The following is a 20,379-nucleotide window of genomic DNA, read 5'->3' as shown; positions in this document are numbered from 1 at the left end:
ATCCGGCTGAAGGTCACGACAACAGGGAGACAGCCATGGACGCGCAACGAAGGACGCTTCTGGCGGCGGGTGCGGCGGGCGCCGCCGCTCTGGTGTCGGGCTGCGGCGACGGGGACGGGGGCGGCGGCCCGACCAGCGCACCGCCGGCCAGCAAAGCGCCGAGTGGCTCACCGGCCGGCGCCGAGCTCGCCAAGACCGCCGACATCCCGGTCGACGGGGGCAGGGTCTTCGTCGACGAGAAGGTCGTGGTGACCCAGCCGGAGGCAGGCGAGTTCAAGGCGTTCTCGGCCATCTGCACCCACCAGAAATGCCTCGTCAGGACGATCGCGGCCGGCACCATCGACTGCCCCTGCCACGGCAGCAAGTTCCGCATCACGGACGGCTCGGTCGCCGAGGGCCCCGCCACCACACCGCTGCCCGCGAAGCAGATCGCCATCTCCGGGGACACCATCCGGCTGGTCTGACCCCCTCACGTACCCTCTCGCGCATGACGCCCGAGGTGACGCCCGAAGCACTCGTCCGCGACCACACCGTCTACTCCTGCGTGATGGGCTCGCGCGCCTTCGGGCTGGCCACGGACGGCAGCGACACCGACCGCCGGGGGGTCTTCCTCGCCCCGGCCGCGCTCTACTGGCGCTTCGACAAGCCTCCGACGCATCTCGACGGCCCGGCCCACGAGCAGTTCTCCTGGGAGCTGGAGCGCTTCCTGGAGCTCGCGCTGCGGGCCAACCCGAACGTCCTGGAGTGCCTGCACTCCCCCCTCGTCGAGCGCGTCGACGACACCGGCCGGGAACTGCTCGCCCTGCGCGACGCGTTCCTGTCCCGGCAGGCCCACCAGACGTTCGTGCGCTATGCGGTGGGCCAGCGCAGGAAGCTGGAGGCGGACGTCCGTCAGCACGGCGCCCCGCGCTGGAAGCACGCCATGCATCTGCTGCGGCTGCTCGGCAGCTGCCGGGATCTGCTGCGTACGGGCGAGCTGGTCATCGACGCCGGCGCCGACCGGGAGCGGCTGCTCGCGGTCAAGCGGGGCGAAGTGCCGTGGCCGCGCGTCGAGGCATGGATGACGCGCCTCGCGGGCGAGGCCGACGCGGCGGCGCCGGGCTCACCGCTGCCGGCCGAGCCCGACCGGGCACGGGTCGAGGACTTCCTGTTCCGCACCCGCCGGGCGTCAGCGCTCCAGGCGTACGCGGACCACGAAATCACGCAGGGCGTCGTAAGCGGTGGGCTCGTCGGGTAGCCGCGAGGCCAGCCGCGCCTCCTCCAGGACTGCGTGCAGCGCTTCGACGTCGGAGCGCACCCGTTCCCGGTCGACGCCGGACGCGGGGCCGTGTTCGGCGTCCGCCTTGGCCGCGATCATCTGCGGCAGATGCCCCGGGGAGTCGACCTCCCCGAGCAGGGTGGGCAGATGGGCCTGCACTTCGCCACTGCGCATCAGATGGATGCCGGTGAGCAGCGCGCGGAAGGTGTACAGCAGCGGTTTGAGCTCCCCGGTCTTCTCGAAGAGCCGCCACTGGGTGTTCGCGAACCCCCGGTAGTGGTGGGCGTGGTGGCTGGTGAGCACGCCCGGGGCGAGCGCGGCCAGCTCCGCGTGCGCGTCCGAGGTGTGCACCACCAGCGGTGAGAGCAGTTGTTCCAGCACATAGCCGTTGCGCCGCAGCATCAGCCGTACGAACTTGCGTACGTCGTGCGTGACCAGGTCCATCTCGACGCCGTCCCGGTCCCACATCCGGGACCGGGTCTCGTCCGGCTCGCTCAGGCCCAGCAGGTCCTCGACGGGCAGCAGATGGACCCCGCGCAGGTCCACGTCCGAGTCCCGGGACGGGAATCCGTACAGATGCGCCCCGGAGACGGTGACGAAGAGCAGCGGGTCGGACTGTTCGTCGACGACGGGGCCGAGCTCCATCTCCAGCGGATCAGACAGCGGATCAGACAGCGGGTCGGTCAGCGGGTCGGTCAGCGGGTCAGTCATGGATCAAGAGTCCCAGAGGGCGCCGAGCGACATCAGATCGCTGCGGTACTCGATCCGCTCGGACCACTCCTTCGGCCAGACGCCCGCCCCCAGATGCGCGCCGGCGAGCGCGCCCGCGATGCAGGCGATCGAGTCCGAGTCGCCCTTGGTGCAGGCGGCCCGGCGCAGTGCCATGACCGGCTCCTCGGGGAAGAGCAGGAAGCACAACAGAGCGGTGGCGAGGGCCTCTTCGGCGATCCAGCCGTCTCCCGTGGCCAGGCACGGATCGGTCTCCGGGTTGGCGGTGCGCATCGCGGTCGCGAGCCGCTCCAGGACCTTCAGGCACTCGTCCCACCCCCGCGCGATGAACGCCTCGGGCGTCGGGTCGTGGGAGTAGGTCCACAGATTGCCGAGCCAGTGGTGGTAGTAGTGGCTGCGCATCTCGTACGCGTACGAACGCAGCTGGCCGACCAGACCCATCGGCTCCGCGCCCTGCGCGAGCAGGAACACCGCGCGCGCCGTGAGGTCGCTCGCCGCGAGCGCCGTCGGATGGCCGTGAGTGAGCGCGGACTGCAACTGCGCGGCGCCCGCCCGCTGTTCCTCGCTCAGCCCCGGTACGAGACCGATCGGCGCAACCCGCATATTGGCGCCGCAGCCCTTGGAGCCGATCTGGCTGGCCTCCTGCCAGGGCCGGTCGCTGTCGAGCAGCTGGCAGGCGACCATGCAGGTGCGGCCGGGGGCGCGGTTGTTCTCCGGGGAGTGGTACCAGTCGACGAACTCCTCGCGCACCGGCCGGGTCAGCCTGGAGGCGACGAGCAGTCCGCGGTCCATCGCGGTGCGTATGCCGCGCGCCAGGGCGAGCGTCATCTGGGTGTCGTCCGAGACGATCGCGGGCCTGGGCAGGTCCATCTCCCGCCACGGCCCGCACTTGGCGAGGATCTGGGGCACGTCGTCGAACTCGGTCGGGAAGCCCAGCGCGTCCCCGAGCGCGAGCCCGATCAGCGAGCCGCTGGCCGCTTGCTTGGTGATGGTCCTCGTGGTCCTCATGGCGGTCATACGTGCCGTCCTTCCGGTCGCAGAAGTGGAGGGTGCAGGGCCGAGGCGGCACCCGCCCGGTACAGTGCGGCCGGTTTCCCGCGGCCGCCGGTGCGGCGCGGCGGGCCCTCGACCGCCTCGACGAAGCCGGGTGTGGTGAGGACTTTGCGCCGGAAGTTGGGCCGGTCGAGGTCGACGCCCCAGACCGTCTCGTACACCTGCTGCAGTTCGCCGAGCGTGAACTCGCGCGGGCAGAAGCTGGTGGCCAGGCAGGTGTATTCGAGCTTGGCGCCGATCCGCTCGTGTGCGTCGGCGAGGATCTGGTCGTGGTCGAAGGCGAGCCGGGCGTCGGCGAGAGGCATCCACTGGGCCAGCGCCGCGTCCCCGCCGCCGCGCGGCTCCGGGAGATCCGGCAGCAGCGCGGTGTACGCGACGGACACGACCCGCATCCGCGGGTCGCGGTCGGGGTCGCTGTAGGTCCGCAGCTGCTCCAGGTGGAGGTCGGCGACGGTCTCTCGCGACAGGCCGGTCTCCTCGGCCAGTTCGCGACGTGCGGCCTGCCCGGCGGACTCCCTGGGGCGTACGAAGCCGCCCGGCAGTGCCCAATCGCCCTTGTACGGGTCCTCCCCGCGCTCGACGAGCAGGACATTCAGCCGTCCCTCGCGGACGGTGAAGACGGCGAGGTCGACGGTGACCGCGAAGGGCGGGAAGGCGCCGGGGTCGTAGCCCTGCATCATCGTTTCTCCGGAATGGGGGGCGCGAGGGTCCCCACCACCCCCGCCGCGAGCGCGGCGTCGGAACCTGGTCCACCCCCGTGGGTCCAGGTCCACCAGCCGTACACGGCGGGGGTGGCGATGCGCGGGCGCGCGACGAGCCGGACGCAGAGCGCGCCGCTGCCGAAGCCGAGGAGTTCGACGATGTCCGAGAGACTCACGCCCGCCCCCTTAATAGTCATGTTGACTATAAAGGTGAACGGGTCTGTCCCACAAGATGCGTGAAGCCCGCGGCCGAAGGTGACCGCGGGCTTCGTGCGAGAACTGGTGTGGCTACAGGCCGACTTCCTTCATCAGCATGCCGACCTCGGTGTTGGTCAGGCGGCGCAGCCAGCCCGACTTCTGGTCGCCCAGTGCGATGGGCCCGAAGGAGGTCCGTACGAGCTTGTCGACCGGGAAGCCGGCCTCGGCGAGCATCCGGCGCACGATGTGCTTGCGGCCCTCGTGCAGCGTCACCTCGACCAGGTAGTTCTTGCCGGTGTTCTCGACGACCCGGAAGTGGTCGGCGCGGGCGTAGCCGTCGTCGAGCTGGATGCCGTCCTTGAGCCGCTTGCCCAACTCGCGCGGGAGCGGACCCTGGATGGCGGCGAGGTAGGTCTTCTTCACGCCGTACTTGGGGTGGGTCAGCCGGTGGGCCAGCTCGCCGTGGTTGGTGAGCAGGATGATGCCCTCGGTCTCGGTGTCGAGCCGGCCGACGTGGAAGAGACGGGTCTCGCGGTTGGTGACGTAGTCACCGAGGCACTGGCGCCCGTCCGGGTCTTCCATCGTGGAGACGACACCGGCGGGCTTGTTCAGCGCGAAGAACAGGTGCGACTGGGTGGCAACGGTCAGCCCGTCGACCTTGATCTCGTCCTTGTCCGGGTCTACGCGCAGCCCCTGCTCGACGACGATCTTGCCGTTGACCTCGACACGGGCCTGCTCGATCAGCTCCTCGCAGGCACGGCGGGAGCCCATGCCGGCCCTGGCCAGCACCTTCTGCAGCCGCTCGCCCTCCTGCTCGGCGCCGGGGAAGGTCTTGGGGGTCTTGATCTGCGGCTTGTCGGCGTACCTGTCCCGGTTGCGCTGCTCGATCTTGGCGTCGAGCTCACGGGGGCGGGCCGGTGCGCCGCGCCGGGAACCCTGAGGCTTCTGCGCAGGCTTCGGGCCGCCCTTGGCGCCGCCGCGCGCGGACGCGCCGCGGCCCTTGCGGACGCCGCCGCCTTCCTCGGTGGAACCGCCCACGTCGTAACGGCGCTCCTCGGGCCGGGGGCGGCGGGGGCGCTGCCCCTGCTTGTCGTCGCGCCCCTTCCCGCCGGCGCCCCGGGAGTCCCGGTTCCCGCCGGCGCCCCGGGAGTCCCGGTTGCCGCTTCCGCTGTTCCTGCCGCTGCTTCGCATCAAAATTCCGTCTTGTCGTCTGCGTCGGTGTCCGGTGCGTCCGGATCGAACGACGGCACACCCTCTTGCGTCTCGGCCTCGATCGCCTCCGCCTCAGGGAGAAAGGGCGCGAGCTCCGGGAGCTCGTCCAGGCCGCGCAGGCCCATCCGCTCCAGAAAGTAGTTCGTCGTCCTGTACAGGATCGCACCTGTTTCAGGTTCCGCGCCCGCCTCCTCGACCAGACCGCGCTGGAGGAGGGTGCGCATCACGCCGTCGCAGTTCACTCCGCGTACGGCCGAGACGCGCGAACGGCTGACCGGCTGGCGGTACGCGACGACCGCGAGGGTCTCCAGGGCGGCCTGGGTGAGCCGGGCCTGCTGCCCGTCGAGTACGAAGCGCTCCACGGCGTCGGCGTGCGCGGCCCGCGAGTAGAAGCGCCAGCCGCCCGCGACGAGCCGCAGCTCGAAGCCGCGGCCCTGGACCGTGTACTCGTCCGCCAGCTCCCGCAGGGCGTCGGCGACGGCCCGGCGGGGCTGCTCCAGGACCTTGGCGAGGTGCTCTTCGGTGGCCGGCTCGTCGACGACCATGAGGACCGCTTCGAGCGCGGGCTTGAGATCGCTCACGCCTTCTCCTCCTCCTGATTCTCGCGAACCTCAGAATCGAATTCATCGGTGACAGTCGCATCCGACTCGCCGCCGGTCCACTTGACCACGAGTTCCCCCAGGGCGTCGTCCTGCTCCAGAACGACGGCCTTGTCCCGGTACAGCTCCAGCAGCGCGAGGAAGCGCGCGACGACGGTGAGGGTGTCGGGCGCGTCCGCGGCGAGCTCCCGGAAGGTGACCTCACCGGCCTCCCGCAGCCGCGCCACGACCACCTCTGCCTGCTCGCGCACGGACACGAGGGGGGCGTGGATGTGGTCGACGTACACCTGCGGCTTGGGCCGGGGCTGCATCGCCTTCACGGCCAGCTTGGCGAAGCCCTCGGCGCCGATGCTGATGACGACTTCGGGCAGCAGCTCGGCGTACTGGGCTTCGAGTCCGACGGTACGGGGATACCGCTTGCCCTCTTCGTCCAGCCGTGCGCTGAAGATCTCGGCGATCTGCTTGTACGCGCGGTACTGCAGCAGCCGGGCGAAGAGCAGGTCCCGCGCTTCGAGCAGCGCGAGGTCGGCCTCGTCCTCCACCTCGGCGGTCGGCAGCAGCCGGGCGGCCTTGAGGTCGAGCAGGGTGGCGGCGACGACGAGGAACTCGGTGGTCTGGTCGAGGTCCCAGTCGTCGCCCATGGCCCGGATGTGCGCCATGAACTCGTCGGTGACCTTGGAGAGGGCGACTTCGGTGACGTCGAGCTTGTGCTTGGAGATCAGCTGCAGCAGGAGATCGAAGGGCCCTTCGAAGTTGGCAAGCCGCACCCTGAACCGCCCGTCGTCGACGGCTTGCTCGGCGGGGACGCCCTCGGCGGCCTCGGGCTCACCCGGCGGGTCGGTCTCGGCCGCGTCCGGCTCGCTCGGGGCTTCGGGCTCCGAGGCCTCGGGCTCCAGGGCCTCGGGTTCACCCGGCGGATCGGTCTCGGCCGCCTCCGGCTCGCCCGGGGCTTCGGGCTGCACCGTCGCCGCCTCGCCGGGGGCGGCCGGCGCGCCCGGGCCGCGGCCCAGCGAGCGGCGGGGTGAGCGAAACGAGCCGGCGCCCCCGGCCGAAGGCTGGGGGCTGGCGGAGTCATCGGTCGGGGGCATCGCGGTCCAGGGGCAAAAGGAGCAGGCAGGGCAGCGCGCAGGCTACCGTCAGCGCCCGCGCAGACGTCGTACGAGAATGCTCGCCTCGCCGCGCTGCTCAAGATCCGCCAGTACCACCGCCACCGCCTCGCGGACGATCCTCCCGCGGTCGACGGCCAGCCCGTGCTCGCCACGCAGCACCAGCCGCGCATGCTCGAGGTCCATCAGTTCCTCGGCCGAGACGTAGACCGTGATCTTCTCGTCGTGCCGTTCGCGGCCGCTCGGCCGGCGGTTCGCGCCACGCCCCCTGCGGCGCGTCTGTCCGGTCGGCGACACGGCAGCGGCTCCCGCAGAGGCCGCCTCCTGCGGGCGACGAGCCTTCGGTACGGCCTCCGCCTCCGCCCCCCGGCTTCGCCCTTCCGCGGAGGAGTCCGCGTCCGCAGTGGAGTGTTCCTCCGACGACGAGTTGGACGAAGTGGCGGACGAGGACGGTTCGGCCGCGCCATCGTCGGCCGGATCGCTCTCCCCCGCCGGCGCCGGCACCCTCGGCTCGCCGTTCGCTTTGCGGCGCTGCGACGCAGGGGAGGAAGCCTGCAGCGCCATGCCCCCGGTCGTACGGAACAGCTCGTCGGCCCCGGGCAGACTCACTCGGCGTGACACCGGGCGAGCACCTCCCTGGCGAGCTGACGGTACGCGGCGGCGCCGACGGAGTTCGATGCGTACGTGGTGATGGGCTCACCGGCGACCGTTGTCTCCGGGAAGCGCACGGTCCGCCCGATCACCGTGTGGTAGACGTGGTCGTCGAAGGCCTCGACCACCCGTGCCAGCACCTCACGGCTGTGCACCGTGCGCGAGTCGTACATCGTGGCGAGGATGCCGTCGAGCTCGAGGTCGGGGTTGAGCCGCTCCTGGACCTTCTCGATCGTCTCGGTCAGCAGCGCCACCCCGCGCAGCGCGAAGAACTCGCACTCGAGCGGCACGATCACCTTGTGTGCGGCGGTCAGCGCGTTCACCGTGAGCAGGCCCAGCGACGGCTGACAGTCGATCACGATGTAGTCGTAGTCCGACATCAGCGGCTTCAGCGCGCGCTGGAGCGTGGACTCGCGCGCGACCTCGCTCACCAACTGCACTTCCGCGGCCGAGAGATCGATGTTGCTCGGCAGCAGGTCCATGTTGGGCACCGCGGTCTTCAGGAGCACCTCGTCCGCCGCCATGCCCCGCTCCATGAGCAGGTTGTAGACGGTGAGGTCGAGCTCCATCGGGTTGACGCCGAGGCCGACCGACAGGGCTCCCTGCGGGTCGAAGTCGACGAGCAGCACACGCCGTCCGTACTCCGCGAGCGCGGCGCCCAGGTTGATGGTCGACGTCGTCTTGCCGACGCCGCCCTTCTGGTTGCACATCGCGATGATCTTCGCGGGACCGTGGTCGGTCAGCGGGCCCGGGATCGGGAAGTACGGCAGGGGCCGCCCGGTGGGGCCGATCCGCTCGCGGCGCTGACGCGCGGCGTCAGGGGCGAGGGTGGCCGCGTACTCGGGGTCTGGCTCGTACTCGGCGTCGGGGTCGTAGAAGTGCCCCTCGGGCACTTCCTCGTAGGCGGCGAAGTGGGTGGACTCTCGGCCACTCTCGTTGCCGGCCATGGCGTTCACGTGTTGGCCGTCCATCATCTTCATCGTGTGGGCTGTCGTCATGTGCGTCGTGTGCTGGCGTGTCACGGAGGTTCGGACAGCGACGGAGCCGACAGCCTCGAGCCCGGGCTGCTCTGTTGACGGGACCCGGCCCCTCGCTGGGGGCACCTCCCCCACGCCCCCAGGGCGTCGGGGGGGAATACCTGGTTGAACACCCCCGGGAGTAAATGTCGACTCATTCACAAGTCGTCTTACCTCCTTGGACGTGACCAGGAAACTTTATCGATAGGTCAGCGTGGCACCATGCCGACGGTTGGCGACTCTATGGCGTGTCACCGGTCCGCAGCAACACAATCCGCCGGACCCGGCCCGATGTGTCGGCAACCGAACACCCTTCTGTCAAGAGCGCTCAGGACTTCCGGCGTGACCTGGCCCTCTGGTTTCGATGGTGCGCGAAACGGCTAAAGGGTTACGTTCGACGCGAGTTGAGCGAGCGTCGCAAAATGGTCGGATACACATCCGGCCGGACCTTGCTCGGCAAGGTCCGGCCGTGGGATTGATGTTGACGACGCGCGTTGACGCCTAGCCGAGGAGCGCGCTCAGTTCGACGCTCTGAAGGCCGTGAGCCTCGGCGACCGGGCCGTAAACGACCTGGCCGTCATGGGTATTGAGCCCCTTGGCGAGCGCGGGGTCGCGGCGCAGCGCCTCGGCCCAGCCGCGGTTCGCGAGCTCCACGATGTACGGGAGCGTCGCGTTGGTGAGCGCGTAGGTGGAGGTGTTGGGCACCGCGCCGGGCATGTTGGCCACGCAGTAGAAGACCGAGTTGTGGACCATGAAGGTCGGCTCGGCGTGGGTGGTCGGACGCGAGTCCTCGAAGCAGCCACCCTGGTCGATTGCAATGTCGACAAGTACACTTCCGGGCTTCATCTTGGCGACGAGCTCGTTGGTGACCAGCTTCGGGGCCTTGGCGCCCGGGATGAGAACGGCGCCGATGACGAGGTCCGCCTCGACGACGGCCTTCTCCAGCTCGAAGGCGTTGGAGACGATCGTCTTCACCTTGGTGCCGAAGACCTTGTCGGCCTCGCGCAGCTTGTTGATGTCACGGTCGAGCAGGGTGACGTGGAAGCCCATGCCGACCGCGATCTGCGTGGCGTTCCAGCCGGAGACGCCGCCGCCGATGACGACAGCCTCGCCGGCCGCCGTGCCCGGGACTCCGCCCGGCAGCACACCGCGGCCACCGACCGAGCGCATCAGGTGGTAAGCGCCGACCTGCGGGGCCAGCCGGCCCGCGACCTCGGACATCGGGGCGAGCAGCGGCAGCGCGCGGTTCGCGGTCTCCACCGTCTCGTACGCGATCGCGGTGGTGCCGGACTCCAGCAGGGCGTCCGTGCACGCGCGGGAGGCGGCCAGGTGCAGGTAGGTGAAGAGCGTCTGGTCCTTGCGGAGGCGGTGGTACTCCTCAGCGATGGGCTCCTTGACCTTCAGCAGCAGGTCGGCGATGGCCCAGACCTCGTCGGCGGTGGGCAGGATCTGCGCACCCGCGGCAACGAACTCGTCATCCGTGATCGAGGAGCCGACACCGGCGTTCTGCTCGATGAAGACCTGGTGGCCGTGGCGCACGAGCTCGTGCACGCCGGCGGGGGTGATCGCCACCCGGAACTCGTTGTTCTTGACCTCGCGGGGGATGCCGACCTTCACGTCGATCACGGTCCTTGGCTCAGGGGATACAGGGGGCATAGCCATACATACCCGGATACGTATGCCGCACCGGATGACACCACGAGAACACGTGGCGGAGCCAGTCTAATGAAGGATTTCTCGCTGTCTAGCCTTACAAAGCATCAATCCTTGGCTGAAGTGCTACGGATTTCGTAGGTGGAATCCTCTTCTCCGAGCAGTCTTTCCGCAGCGGAACGGTGCAGCCGGGCTGCCGCCGGGTCGCCCAGCCGGTCGAGCGTGTCGGCCAGCCTGAGCTGCAGAGCTGCCTGCAGCCGTACGTCCCCGGCCTGCCGCGCCCAGTCCACCGCCTCCCTGCAGGTGTGCAAGGACTCTTCCGGCCGGCCCGCATATTCCTGTACGCGAGCCGCCTCGCTCAACGCTCGTGCCTGGGACGGGAGATCGCCGACTCTGCGGTAGCCGGCCACCGCGGCCCGCCAGCTGCGCAGCGCGTCGCCGTACCGGCCGGCGTAGGTGTGCGCGGTGCCGAGCCGGCCGTACAGCCGCGCCTCCTCTGCCCGCTCGCCGCGCGCCTGGCGCTGGGCGAGCGCCCGGCCGTACCAGTCGGCGGCCCGCTGCCAGTCCCCCAGTTCCTGGTAGGCGCCGCCTACGGATTCCATCGCGCGGCCGGTCGCGTACGGATCGTTCGCGGCCCGTCCGGCGTCCAGAGCGGCCCGGTAACGGGCCAGCGCCGCCTCGGTGCGGCCGGTCTGCGCATCCAGATCGGCGAGATTGAGCAGGGCCGCGGCCGCTTCCCGGTGCAGCCCGCGCCGCTCGGCGACGCCGAGGACCAGCTGGTGCAGGCCGTAGAGCTCGGGAGCGGCGGCCTCGGTGCCGCGGTGCGCGGCCAGCGCCCTGACCAGCGCCGCAACCAGCCGGCGCGCCAGGGTGTCCAGCCCTCCGTCCTCGACCGCGAGGCGTGCGGATGCCAGCAGGGCGGGCAGCCGCGCGCTCAGCCACGCCGCCGCGGCGGGCGCGTTCGGGAAACGCAGTCCGCTCGGCAGCCCGGCCAGCTTCTTGCGCGCCGGGGAGCCGTCCGGCTCGGTGACGGCACGGCAGGACTGCAGCTGTCGCACGGTCCGCTCCAGCATCCGGGCCCGGGCCAGCTGCAGCTCGGAAGGCCGGTCCTGCGTCTCCAGCAGGGCGCGCAGCATCGGCAGGAGACAGCCCGGCACCACGTACTGCCCTTGCCCTGTCTCCGGTAGAGGGGCACTCACCGAGTGCAGCAGGCGGAGGGCGACGAGGTCGTCCAGCGTGGACTGGGCGGCCGAGAGCGAGCAGCCGGCCAGCGCGGACGCGGTGTGCGCGTCGGCGAACCCGCCGGGCGCGAGGGCCAGCAGTCGCAGAATCCGGGCGGCCGACTGCGGCAAGGACTCGTACACCAGCCGGAAGGCCCGGGCCAGCGGCCTCGCGCCTCTTGGCTGTGCCCCGTCGTCGGGCAGTGCCCGCAGCCGCTTGGCCACGTCGGCGACGGACGCCCTCGGCCTGCCTGCGAGCCAGCCGCCGACCAGGACGAGTGCTGCGGGAAGCCCGCCGCACTCCTCGGCGATGGACTCGGCGGCCTGCGGGTCGACGGTGATACGCACCGACCCGGTGAAGGTGCTGAGCAGTTCGATCGCGGACTTCGCGTCCATCCCGCCCAGCGTGCACGGCCGTACGTCGGGGATGCCGGTCAGCGGCCCCTCGGAGACCGCCACGGCCAGGCAGTCGGGGTTGTCGGGCAGCAGCGGGTCGACCTGCTCGGCGTCACCGGCGTCGTCGAGGAGCAGCAGCATCCGGCGTTCCGCGAGCGCCTCGCGGACCATCTCCGTCAGCTCGTCCTCGTCGGCGCCGGGCGGCGATGTGACGCCGAGGGAGTCGAGCAGTTCGCGGGCGGCCGAGTCCATCGGGACGCGCCGCCCGCCGGGTTCGGTCAGCCGGGCGCGCAGCACCCCGTCGGGATAGTCGTCGGCGAGCCGGAAGGCGAGTTCCCCGGCGAGTGCGGTACGTCCGGATCCGGGCCGCCCGGCGATCAGAAGAACGCGGGCGCGGGGTGCCTTGCGTCCGGACAGGGTGTTCAGGCCGGCCCGTTCGATATCGGCCCGCAGGGACTTCAACTCCCGCTGCCGCCCGAAGAATTGGTCCCGGGACGCCCCGGCCTGGCCGCCCGAGTCCACCGCTTGATCCGCCACGGGCCACGCTCCCGTCCAGTCCGCGCACGAGCCGAGCCCGCCGGGACTCCGCACGGGCGTTCCGAGCGTAGTTCACTCTCTGCGACGATCCCTGCAGAGCGCGGCGGGGGCATCGCCCGTTCGGTTCAGCGGATCGTCGGACAAAGCCCCGATCGGGCCCGATCGGACCTAGCTCAGGCCTCGAAGGGGCGGGCCGGCCAGGGGGCCTCGGCCGGGCGCAGCGAGTCGAAGCCGTCGCCCGCCAGTACGGCGGTGGCCGACAGGACGCCCACGACGAGGCAGTTGTTGTGGAGGTCACCGGCGAGCACGCCACGTACGAGCTCGTCGAGCGGTACCCGCGCGAGCTCCATGTCGGCCTCCTCCTCTGAGACCTCGAAGCGCTCGCCCTCGGCCTCCGACAGATCACGGGCGAGGAAGATCCGTACGGCCTCGTCGCAGCCGCCGGGCGTGGTGTAGACGTCCACCAGCACCCGCCAGTCCTCGGCCTTGACGTGCACCTCCTCGTACAGCTCGCGCTGCGCGGCGTGCAGCGGGTTCTCACCCGGCACGTCCAGCAGACCGGCCGGAATCTCCCAGAGCCTGTGGCGCACGGGGTGCCGGTACTGACGCAGTACGAGAACACGGCCCGTGTCGTCGAGCGCGAGCACCGCCACCGAGCCGGGGTGGACCTGGTAGTCCCGCCGCGCCACCGTGCCGTCGGGCATGACCACATCGTCGGTGCGGACGCTGGTCTTGTTGCCCCGGAAAGGCGTCGCGGCAGCGGCGACGTGCCACTCCTCGGGCGTGTCCTTGATGGTCATGAAAAAGTCCTCCCACCACACACAACAGAAAACCGGGGTAGGGGAACCCAAAAGCCCCGTACCCCGGCAACCGTATCGCCTGCGATTACTTGCCCGTCTTGCGCTCCACCGCGGCCTTCACCAGGCCCGCGAAGAGCGGGTGCGGGCGGGTCGGGCGGGAGCGCAGCTCCGGGTGCGCCTGGGTGGCGACCAGGTAGGGGTGCACCTCGCGCGGGTACTCGACGTACTCCACGAGCTTGTTGTCGGGGGACGTGCCCGAGAAGAGGATGCCCGCCTTCTTCTCCAGCTCGGCGCGGTAGGCGTTGTTCACCTCGTAGCGGTGACGGTGGCGCTCCTCGACGTAGGGCTGGTCGCCGTAGACCTCGCGCACGATCGAGCCCTCGGCGAGCTTCGCCGGGTAGAGGCCGAGGCGCATCGTCCCGCCCAGGTCGCCCGCGCCCTCCACGTACGCCAGCTGCTCCTCCATGGTGGAGATCACCGGGTGGGCGGTGGTGGCGTCGAACTCGGTGGAGTTCGCCTCGGGGATCTCGGCGAGGTTGCGCGCGGCCTCGATCACGATGCACTGCAGGCCCAGGCAGAGGCCGAGCAGCGGGATCTTGTTCTCGCGGGCGAAGGTGATCGCGCCGACCTTGCCGGTCACGCCGCGGTCGCCGAAGCCGCCGGGGATGAGAATCCCGTCGACGTCGCCGAGCTGCTTCTGCGCGTCCGCCGGGGTCTTGCAGTCGTCGGAGGTGACCCACTTGACCTTGACGCGGGCCTTGTTGGCGAAGCCTCCGGCGCGCAGCGCCTCGGTCACCGAGAGGTAGGCGTCGGGCAGGTCGATGTACTTGCCGACCAGCGCGACCGTGACCTCGTGGTCGGGGTTGTGCACGCGGTCCAGCAGGTCGTCCCAGGTGGTCCAGTCGACATCGCGGAACGGCAGGTCCAGCTTGCGTACGACATAGGCGTCGAGGCCCTCGGTGTGCAGCACCTTGGGGATGTCGTAGATCGACTTGGCGTCGATGGCCGCGACCACGGCAGCCTCGTCGACGTCGCACATCAGCGAGATCTTGCGCTTGATCGCGGTCGGCACGTCACGGTCGGCGCGCAGCACGATCGCGTCCGGCTGGATACCGATGTTGCGCAGCGCGGCGACGGAGTGCTGGGTCGGCTTGGTCTTCAGCTCGCCGGACGGACCGATGTACGGCAGCAGCGAGATGTGTACGACGAAGACATTGTCGCGGCCGACCTCGTGGCGGACCTGGCGGACGGTCTCCAGGAACGGCAGCGACTCGATGTCTCCGACGGTGCCCCCGACCTCGGTGATCACGACGTCGACGTCGTCGGTGGCCATGCGGCGGATTCGGTGCTTGATCTCGTTGGTGATGTGCGGGATGACCTGGACGGTGTCGCCGAGGTACTCACCGCGCCGCTCCTTGGCGATGACCGTGGAGTAGACCTGACCGGTGGTGACGTTGGCCGAGCCGTCGAGGTCGACGTCGAGGAAGCGCTCGTAGTGGCCGATGTCCAGGTCGGTCTCGGCGCCGTCGTTGGTGACGAACACCTCACCGTGCTGGAACGGGTTCATGGTGCCCGGGTCGACATTGAGATACGGGTCGAGCTTCTGCATCGTGACCCGCAGGCCCCGCGCCTTGAGCAGCGCGCCCAGGCTGGAGGCCGTGAGGCCCTTGCCGAGGGAGGAGGCGACACCCCCGGTGACGAAGATGTGCTTGGTCGTCATGGATTTGGGCGGCATCGCCAAGAGGGGGCTCCCGTGGTCGCGAGGTGAAGTGCGTACCGGCGTGCCTCCGAGGGGGTTCGGGGGGTGCCGTCGCTGCGGTTTCGGGGCCCCTGTTTCACACAGGACGGCCACCGGTCCACGGGGTACCAGGGTATCAGCGACAGCGCGTGACCGCTTCCGGCCACGCATGGTCTTATAGGCACACCCATCACAGGGGACTCACCCTTGGCTCACCCGTTCGGCCGTCTCAGGTTGTCGGGAGGGCCGCGCGGATCATCAGGGTGCGTCGTATCCTGCTCGGACACTCGCTGCCGAGCGATGTACAAGGGCGCGGGCGAAGCGCATCGAGCAGGGCTCGTCAACGACCCTTGACAGCAGTAAGCGCCCCGCGGGGCGAACGTGGCCGTTCGACTGGAGATGCACGTGGCCGGGCGCATCGAGGATTACGCACTCATCGGGGACATGCAGACCGCTGCCCTGGTCTGCAGGGACGGCACAGCGGACTGGCTGTGCCTGCCCCGCTTCGACTCGCATGCCATTTTCGCCGGCCTGCTCGGCACCGAAGAACACGGCTTCTGGCGGCTCGGCCCGGCGCACGCCGCGGAGGCGGAGCCCCCGACGGCCGACCGGCGCCGCTACCGCGGTGACTCGCTGATCCTCGAATCGGAGTGGGACACGCCGCGCGGCACGGTCCGTGTGACGGATTTCATGCCGCCTCGCGATGGTGCCCCGCAGCTGATCCGGATCGTGGAGGGCGTGAGCGGGCGTGTGCCGATGCGCTCGGCGCTGCGTATGCGGTTCAGTTACGGGCGTGTGGTGCCGTGGGTCCACAAGATCGACGGGCGCACGGTCGCCGTCGCCGGGCCCGACTCGGTGTGGCTGGACGCCGAGACCGAGACGTACGGCAAGAACCTCACCACGTACTCCGACTTCACCGTCGCTCCCGGCGAGCGGATCGCGTTCACGATCAGCTGGCAGCCCTCGCACCACCAGCCGCCGGCGCTGCCGGACCCGGAAGGCTCCCTGGAGGCGACCGCCGACTTCTGGCGGGACTGGGTCGAGCACTGTACGTACCACGGGCCCTACCGCGAGGCCGTGGTCCGCTCACTGATCACGCTGAAGGCACTGACGTACGCGCCGACGGGCGGGATCGTTGCCGCGCCGACGACGTCGCTGCCGGAGGAGATCGGCGGCGTACGCAACTGGGACTACCGCTACACCTGGCTGCGCGACGCGGCGATCACCCTGTCGTCGCTGCTGCGCACCGGCTACCGCGAGGAGGCCCGCGCCTGGCGCGAGTGGCTGCTCCGCGCGGTCGCGGGCGACCCGGAGAACCTGCAGATCATGTACGGGATCGCTGGTGAACGGGAGCTGGGCGAGGCGGAGTTGGACTGGCTGCCCGGCTACGAGAACTCCGGCCCTGTCCGGGTCGGGAACGGCGCCGCGCACCAGCTTCAGCTGGATGTGTACGGCGAGGTCACCGAGGCGCTGCATCTGGCCCATATGACGGGTCTGGCCCGCAACGACTACGCCTCGCTGCTGCAGCTCAAGCTGATCCGCTACCTGGAGAAGCACTGGGACCAGCCGGACGAGGGCATCTGGGAGGTGCGCGGGCCGCGCAGGCACTTCGTGCACTCCAAGGTCATGGCCTGGGTCGCGGTCGACCGGACCATCAAGCTGATCGAGTCCGGGGACGCGGACGGGCCGATCGAACGGTGGCGTGAGCTGCGCGACGACATCCACCGCGATGTCTGCGAGAAGGGTTACGACAAGGAGCGCAACACCTTCACACAGTCGTACGGCTCCAAGGAGCTGGACGCCTCGCTGCTGCTGATTCCGCAGATGGGCTTTCTGCCGCCGGACGACAAGCGCGTCATCGGCACTATCGAGGCGATCCAGCGGGAGCTGTCGACCGAGGACGGTTTCGTACTGCGCTATCCGACGGCCGGCGAGGAGGCCGGCGTCGACGGCCTCGAGGGCGACGAGGGCGCGTTCCTCGCCTGCTCGTTCTGGCTCGCCGACGACCTGGCGATGATCGGGCGGGTGGACGAGGCGCGGCGGCTGTTCGAGAAGCTGCTGTCGCTCCGCAACGACCTGGGGCTGCTGGCCGAGGAGTGGGATCCGAAGCTCCAGCGTCAGGTGGGGAACTTCCCGCAGGCGTTCAGCCACGTGCCACTGATCGACACGGCGCTGCGGCTGACGGCTTCGGGGGCGTACGGAGGGTAGCCCGGCGGCGCGGCTGGGCCCTTCTCCCGACTGATCACGTCCCGCCCTGCGGGACTACGATGAGAAAGTCCTGTCGCGCCCTCGAAAGGGGGCCACTATGGCACCCCGAGACATAGCGGACACGGCTCTGGCCGGTTTCCGCCAAGAACTGACCGGGGAAGCAATCGTCCCTGGTGACAAGGGATACGACGAGGCCCGCGCGGTCTTCAACGGCATGATCGACCGGCGGCCCTCCGTGATCGCCCAGTGCGAGACGCAGGCGGATGTGGCCAGGGCGATCCGCTTCGGGAGAGATCAGGAACTGGAGATCGCGGTCCGCGGCGGCGGCCACAGTGTCGCGGGCATGTCGCTGACCGACGGCGGGATCGTGATCGACCTGCGCCGGATGCACACCGTGATCGTCGATGCCGGCTCCCGTGCGGCACGCATCGGTGGCGGCGCCACCATGAGCGACCTCGACCGCGCGACACAGCCGTACGATCTGGCGACCACGGGCGGCCGCGCGTCGACCACCGGCGTGGGCGGCTTCACGCTGGGCGGCGGATCGGGCTGGCTGGAGCGCAAGTACGGACTGGCCTGCGACAATCTCATCGCCGTCGAGTTGGTGACCGCCGACGGCAGCACGGTGCACGCGAGTGAGGACGAGAACCAGGAGCTGTTCTGGGCGCTGCACGGCGGCGGCGGCAACTTCGGCGTGGCCACCTCGATCACCCTGGCACTGCACGAGCTGCCCGCGATGAGCATGGTCATGCTGGTGTTCCGGCCGGAGGCCGGACCCCAAGTGCTGCAAGCCTTCCGCGACTTCGGGGAATCCGCCCCGGACGAGGCCGGCGGTGGCTGCATCTACCTCACCGGGCCGCCGGAGCCGTTCGTCCCCGAGCAGCTGGTGGGCGAGCTCATGCTCGTTGCCCTGGTCACCTACGCGGGTGGGGAGGCGGAGGCCCGCGAGGTCACCGAGCCGCTGCAGGGGCTCGGTCATGAGGCAGAGGTGATCGCGGAGCTTCCGTACGCGGAACTGCAGTGCATGCTCGACGACCCGCCCGGGTTGCGGAACTACTGGTCCGCCGAGTATCTGGAGAGCTTCCCGGACGCGGCCGTGGACGTCTTCTGCTCCCATGCCTCCGCCATGCCAGTGCCCTCGAATTCGCAGCACATCCTCTTCCCGATGGGCGGCGCGGTCGCAAGGGGCCGGGCGGACTATCCGGTGCCCTGGCGCACATCCCCGTGGGCCGTCCATCCCTTCGGCATCTGGGACAACCCGTTGGACGACGAACGCGGCAAGCAGTGGGTCCGCGACGTCCGGGCCGACTTCGCGACCTGGTCCAGCGGCACGGTGTATCTCAACTTCATCGGGCAGGAGGGCCGGGACCGGGTGGTGTCCAGCTTCGGCGCCGACAACTACAAGCGGCTCGCCGCGGTCAAGGCCGAGTACGACCCGGACAATGTGTTCCGGCTGAACCACAACATCCAATCGGCCCCGCCGAACGGCGCATGACACCCGCTGTATCCATCAGGGGGCCTGGCAATCGCCCACGCGCACCGGCACAGTAGCGTCCGAATCCTGGGCGACGCCTTCGTCCAAGGCGGCGCCACCCGTCCGGCCCGAGTGAAATCGCGAGGCGAGAGTCAGTGGAGACCCAAGGCGGAATCACGGTGCAGCGGGCGCTGGAGCTGCCCGGGCTGCGCGGCGGGCTTCCGGAGGTCGTCGCCGGCGCGGACCGGCTGCAGCGCACGGTGCGCTGGGTGCACGCCGGCGAAGTGCCGAACATCGCCTCGCTGCTGAAGGGCGGCGAGCTGCTGCTCACCACGGGCCTGGGCCTCGGCACCCGGCCGGCCGAGCAGCGTGCCTTCGTACGGCGGCTCGCCGACCGCGGGATCGCCGCGCTGGTGGTGGAGCTCGGGCCGCGCTTCGACCGGCTGCCCGCGGCGATCGTGGAGACGGCGCGGGCGGCCGGGCTGCCGCTGGTGCAGCTGCACCGCGAGGTCGCCTTCGTCTCGGTGACGGAGGAGATCCACACCGAGATCGTCAATGGGCACTACGCCTTGCTGCGGCAGGCCGAGGATGTGCACCGGCGGTGTACGGACGCACTGCTCGGCGGGGGCGGGGTGCCCCAAGTGCTGCGTATCCTCGCGGACTTCACCGCGAACCCGGTCTTCCTGGAGACGGCGGACGGACAGCTGCTGTACGCGGCAGGCTCCGAGTCGGGGCAGGCCAGTGCGGATCCGCTCCAGGTGTGGGACGGGCTGCGCGGGCAGCGGGCCGTGCGGGAGTCCCCGCCGGCCGGAACGGTCCTGGTGGACGTCCCCGGGGGCGGGCAGGGGGCGGCTTCGGTACGCGCCCGGCTGGTGCTGCTGGCCGTCGGCTCCCCGCTGCTCACGGTGCACCGGATGGCGGCCGAGCGGGCGGCCGGGCTGCTGGCGGTCGTCCTGATGCAGGCCCGCCAGGAGGAGGAGCTGGCGGCACGCGGCCGCGGCGACTTCCTGACGGACCTGGCGGAGGGCCGCATCACGGCGGAGGACGCGCCGGCCCAGGCCCGCGTCCTGGGCTTCAAACCGGGCGAAGGACCGCTGCTGCCGGTCGTCATGCGTCTGGCACCCGAGCTCTCCCCCTCCGGGAACTGGGCGCTGCTGGCCCGGGCCGTACTGGAGGAGCTGTCCTCGGTGGGCGTACCGGTGCTGCTGGGCGTGCGCCCCGTGGAGGGCCGCGTCCCGCTGCTGCTGGGCCTGCGCTCCGAATCCGAACGCACGGCGGTCGCGGACCGGGTCGCGGCGGCACTGCGAGCGGGCGTGGAACGGGCCGGCCTGGAGAGGGCCGGCGCGCACCCGCCGGTCGTGGTGGCCGGCATGGCGGGCGGCTGGGCGGCGGCATCGGCGGGCCTGCGCCACGCGGCGGAAACGGCGACGGCGGCGCAGGGCCTGTCCGACCGCCCGTGGTATGACGCACGCCGCCTGGACATCGACCTGCTGCTGTGGCGCCTACGGGACCATCCGGATCTGGCGGCCTTCGTGGACCGCGCGATCGGCCCGCTGCGCGACCACGACGCGACGTCCCGTCCGCCGCTGCTCCCCACGCTGCAGACGTACCTGGCCCACGCGGGCCGCAAGGCGGAAACGGCCCGCGAACTCCACCTGAACCGCCAGACGCTGTACAACCGTCTGGCCCGCATCTCCGAACTCCTGGGCACGGACCTGGACGACCCCCAGACGGTGCTGGCCCTGAGCCTGGCACTGCGGGCGAGGCGTCACGTGCCGTGAGGGTGAGACCGGCCCGGGGGTGCGGAGCCCGGCGCCGGGCTCCGCTCCG

At 70.5% G+C, this 20,379-nt stretch carries 17 protein-coding genes and 1 pseudogene; 5 read left to right on the top strand and 13 right to left on the bottom strand.

Annotated features, from left to right (window positions below; all coding sequences use genetic code 11):
- Positions 1 to 35 precede the first annotated feature (35 nt).
- The gene (locus ACH492_RS22645) at positions 36 to 464 is read left to right on the top strand and encodes a Rieske (2Fe-2S) protein (protein ID WP_398989737.1); all 429 of its coding nucleotides are present in this window, start codon (positions 36 to 38) and stop codon (positions 462 to 464) included.
- A 23-nt stretch (positions 465 to 487) separates the two neighbouring features.
- Positions 488 to 1,237: a DNA polymerase beta superfamily protein gene (locus ACH492_RS22640; RefSeq protein ID WP_398989271.1), complete on the top strand. Its 750-nt coding sequence runs from the start codon at positions 488 to 490 to the stop codon at positions 1,235 to 1,237.
- Here the strand turns inward: ACH492_RS22640 and ACH492_RS22635 are convergent.
- From ACH492_RS22635 to ACH492_RS22575, 13 genes and pseudogenes are all read right to left on the bottom strand, one after another.
- Positions 1,169 to 1,903 (bottom strand): DNA polymerase beta superfamily protein, encoded by a 735-nt coding sequence (locus ACH492_RS22635; RefSeq protein ID WP_398989736.1) that lies wholly within the window; start codon positions 1,901 to 1,903, stop codon positions 1,169 to 1,171. The two genes, ACH492_RS22640 and ACH492_RS22635, sit on opposite strands and share 69 nt — an antisense overlap.
- A gap of 69 nt (positions 1,904 to 1,972) precedes the next feature.
- Positions 1,973 to 2,995, bottom strand: a complete 1,023-nt coding sequence (locus tag ACH492_RS22630) for an ADP-ribosylglycohydrolase family protein (protein WP_398989735.1) — start codon at positions 2,993 to 2,995, stop codon at positions 1,973 to 1,975.
- Positions 2,996 to 3,000: 5 nt separating this feature from the next.
- Positions 3,001 to 3,720, bottom strand: a complete 720-nt coding sequence (locus ACH492_RS22625) for an NUDIX hydrolase (RefSeq protein ID WP_398989269.1) — start codon at positions 3,718 to 3,720, stop codon at positions 3,001 to 3,003.
- A 26-nt stretch (positions 3,721 to 3,746) separates the two neighbouring features.
- Positions 3,747 to 3,938 (bottom strand): annotated as a pseudogene (locus ACH492_RS22620) (nicotinamide riboside transporter PnuC); the annotation flags it as partial.
- A 91-nt stretch (positions 3,939 to 4,029) separates the two neighbouring features.
- Positions 4,030 to 5,130 (bottom strand): pseudouridine synthase, encoded by a 1,101-nt coding sequence (locus tag ACH492_RS22615; RefSeq protein WP_398989267.1) that lies wholly within the window; start codon positions 5,128 to 5,130, stop codon positions 4,030 to 4,032.
- Positions 5,130 to 5,732 carry an SMC-Scp complex subunit ScpB gene (gene scpB, locus ACH492_RS22610; protein ID WP_398989265.1) on the bottom strand — a complete coding sequence of 201 codons (603 nt, stop codon included), beginning with the start codon at positions 5,730 to 5,732 and terminating at the stop codon, positions 5,130 to 5,132. The genes ACH492_RS22615 and scpB overlap by 1 nt, the downstream gene beginning before the upstream one ends.
- Complete coding sequence (locus tag ACH492_RS22605) at positions 5,729 to 6,838, bottom strand: segregation/condensation protein A (protein WP_398989263.1); 1,110 nt, start codon at positions 6,836 to 6,838, stop codon at positions 5,729 to 5,731. The genes scpB and ACH492_RS22605 overlap by 4 nt, the downstream gene beginning before the upstream one ends.
- A gap of 48 nt (positions 6,839 to 6,886) precedes the next feature.
- The gene (locus ACH492_RS22600; RefSeq protein WP_398989261.1) at positions 6,887 to 7,477 is read right to left on the bottom strand and encodes a hypothetical protein; all 591 of its coding nucleotides are present in this window, start codon (positions 7,475 to 7,477) and stop codon (positions 6,887 to 6,889) included.
- Positions 7,462 to 8,685, bottom strand: a complete 1,224-nt coding sequence (locus ACH492_RS22595) for a ParA family protein (protein WP_398989259.1) — start codon at positions 8,683 to 8,685, stop codon at positions 7,462 to 7,464. Before ACH492_RS22595 ends, ACH492_RS22600 begins: the two co-directional genes overlap by 16 nt.
- Before the next feature lie 339 nt (positions 8,686 to 9,024).
- The gene (gene ald, locus ACH492_RS22590; protein WP_398989734.1) at positions 9,025 to 10,140 is read right to left on the bottom strand and encodes an alanine dehydrogenase; all 1,116 of its coding nucleotides are present in this window, start codon (positions 10,138 to 10,140) and stop codon (positions 9,025 to 9,027) included.
- Positions 10,141 to 10,283: 143 nt separating this feature from the next.
- Positions 10,284 to 12,329 carry a tetratricopeptide repeat protein gene (locus ACH492_RS22585; protein ID WP_398989257.1) on the bottom strand — a complete coding sequence of 682 codons (2,046 nt, stop codon included), beginning with the start codon at positions 12,327 to 12,329 and terminating at the stop codon, positions 10,284 to 10,286.
- Between the two features lie 173 nt (positions 12,330 to 12,502).
- On the bottom strand, positions 12,503 to 13,129 hold the full coding sequence (locus tag ACH492_RS22580; protein ID WP_398989255.1) for an NUDIX domain-containing protein: 627 nt from the start codon (positions 13,127 to 13,129) through the stop codon (positions 12,503 to 12,505).
- A gap of 85 nt (positions 13,130 to 13,214) precedes the next feature.
- Positions 13,215 to 14,864 (bottom strand): CTP synthase, encoded by a 1,650-nt coding sequence (locus ACH492_RS22575; RefSeq protein WP_398989253.1) that lies wholly within the window; start codon positions 14,862 to 14,864, stop codon positions 13,215 to 13,217.
- Positions 14,865 to 15,272: 408 nt separating this feature from the next.
- Between ACH492_RS22575 and ACH492_RS22570 the strand changes: the two genes are divergently transcribed.
- From ACH492_RS22570 to ACH492_RS22560, 3 genes are all read left to right on the top strand, one after another.
- Complete coding sequence (locus tag ACH492_RS22570; protein WP_398989733.1) at positions 15,273 to 17,075, top strand: glycoside hydrolase family 15 protein; 1,803 nt, start codon at positions 15,273 to 15,275, stop codon at positions 17,073 to 17,075.
- A gap of 97 nt (positions 17,076 to 17,172) precedes the next feature.
- A complete protein-coding gene (locus ACH492_RS22565) occupies positions 17,173 to 18,570 on the top strand; it encodes an FAD-binding oxidoreductase (RefSeq protein WP_398989251.1) in 1,398 nt (465 codons plus the stop codon).
- 134 nt (positions 18,571 to 18,704) lie between these two features.
- A complete protein-coding gene (locus tag ACH492_RS22560) occupies positions 18,705 to 20,330 on the top strand; it encodes a PucR family transcriptional regulator (protein ID WP_398989249.1) in 1,626 nt (541 codons plus the stop codon).
- Positions 20,331 to 20,379 lie beyond the last annotated feature (49 nt).

Source organism: Streptomyces sp. NPDC019443, assembly GCF_044389785.1.
Classification (GTDB): domain Bacteria; phylum Actinomycetota; class Actinomycetes; order Streptomycetales; family Streptomycetaceae; genus Streptomyces.
This window is presented reverse-complemented; position numbering and strand designations above follow the sequence as displayed.